General features: G+C 63.2%; 2 protein-coding genes. Both read left to right on the plus strand.

The annotated features are described in order from the left end of the window. The first annotated feature begins 34 nt into the window (after positions 1-34). Positions 35-901 carry a sugar ABC transporter permease gene (locus EOA27_RS35495; RefSeq protein WP_127258616.1) on the plus strand — a complete coding sequence of 289 codons (867 nt, stop codon included), beginning with the start codon at positions 35-37 and terminating at the stop codon, positions 899-901. An 11-nt stretch (positions 902-912) separates the two neighbouring features. After that, positions 913-1,685, plus strand: a 773-nt coding sequence (locus tag EOA27_RS35500; protein WP_145970798.1) for a carbohydrate ABC transporter permease, incomplete at its 3' end; no start/stop codon positions are given.

Genomic DNA, 1,685 nt, shown 5'->3' on the forward strand with positions numbered 1-1,685 from the left:
ATCCAAGGCACCGCGACAAACCCGAGGAGAGGCAATGCGGCGACGCTCTTCCCTGCCGGTCACATTTCTGGTTCCCACCCTCGCCATCCTTCTGGTGCTGTCGATGGTGCCGACGCTCTACGCCATCGTGATCGCGCTGCAGAACCGCGAATTGAGCGCGCCGGGCTATTCCTGGGTGTGGTTCTCGAACTTCGCCGATCTCTTTAGCGATCGCCGTTTCCTCAACGCCGTCTGGGTCTCGGTGAAATGGGAGATCGTCACCGTCGTGGCGACGATGGTGGTGGCGATCGGGCTAGGCGTTTTGATGTTCGAGGTCGCCGGCCCGCGCCTGCGCAACTTCTACTGCCTGTTGTTCATCATCCCCGTGCTTTTGCCGCGCGTCTCGGCGGCCTTCGTCTGGAAGTTCGCCTATCACCCGCTCTACGGCATCGCCACCTATCCCTACCGGCTGATCACCGGCGGGTTGATCTTTGATCCGCTGTCCAAGCCCGGCTCAGCGCTGTTCGCCGTCGCTTCGGTGGATGTCTGGCAATGGGGACTGTTCTTCGCCGTCATCGTGCTCAAGCTGCTCGAAACCCTGCCGCCGCAGCCGATCGAGGCGGCCAGGCTCGACCACGCCAAGCGCTGGCAGATCCATGCCTACGTGACACTGCCGATGCTGAAGGCGCCGCTGATCAGCCTGATGTTCGTCAAGATGATCGAGTCGCTGCGCTCCTTCGACCTCATCTATGTGATGACGCGCGGCGGGCCCGGCGTCGCGACCGAAACGCTCGACATGTACGCCTTCTCGCAAGGCTTCATCGAATCCGGCAAGGTGTCCTATGCTTCGGCCATGGCGGTGCTGATGATGATCGCGACCGTCATCACCTTCACCATGCTGTGGAAGCAGGTGCAGGCATGAGGCCATATCGGATGAAACCGGGCCGCCTGATCGCCAAGGCCGTCCTGGCGCTGGCCGGGTTCCTGGCCGTGTTCCCGCTGGTGTGGACGGCGCTCAACGCGCTGAAGAACAATGTCGACATCATCACGCGCGTGCCGAAGGTGATCTTCACGCCGACGCTCGCCAATATCAGCTACATCCTCGGCCGCGATAGCGTGCTGACCGGGCTCTACAATTCTGCGGTCGCCTGCGGCGCGGCCGTGCTGATCGGCATCGTGCTGGGCCTGCCGGCGGCCTATGCCGTGGCGCGCTATCCCAACCGCTTCGCCGGCGACATCCAGTTCTTCGTGCTTTCGCTGCGCTTCCTGCCGCCGGTGGCGGTCGCCATCCCGCTGATGGTGATCTGGCTGCAGATCGGCCTCTACGACACGCTTCCCGCGTTGATCGTCACCTACTCGCTGCTGACCATCTCGGTGATCATGTGGCTTGCGATCCCGGCCTTCCAGGGCGTGCCGAAGGAGATCGAGGAGGCGGCCTTCGTCGACGGCTACGGCGCCTATTCGGTGTTCTGGCGGATCGCGCTTCCTGTCGCGGCGCGCTCGCTGGTCGGCGCCATCGCCTTCAGCTTCGTGCTGGTCTGGAACGAGTTCCTGATCGCGCTGATGCTGTCGAGTTCCAACGCCAAGACGCTGCCGATCGTGGCTTCCGAGCTGTCGCAGCAAGGCATGAACGTGCCTTGGGGCATCCTCAATGCCTCGGTGGTGCTTCTGTCGCTGCCGCCGCTGCTCTTCCTCGGTGTTCTGAG

The organism is Mesorhizobium sp. M2A.F.Ca.ET.037.01.1.1, from assembly GCF_003998075.1.
Taxonomy (GTDB): domain Bacteria; phylum Pseudomonadota; class Alphaproteobacteria; order Rhizobiales; family Rhizobiaceae; genus Mesorhizobium.

What these genes read in the sequence shown, in the direction of transcription:
- EOA27_RS35495 (WP_127258616.1), top strand. Translation starts at nt 35, where the DNA reads ATGCGGCGACGCTCTTCCCTGCCGGTCACATTTCTGGTTCCCACCCTC.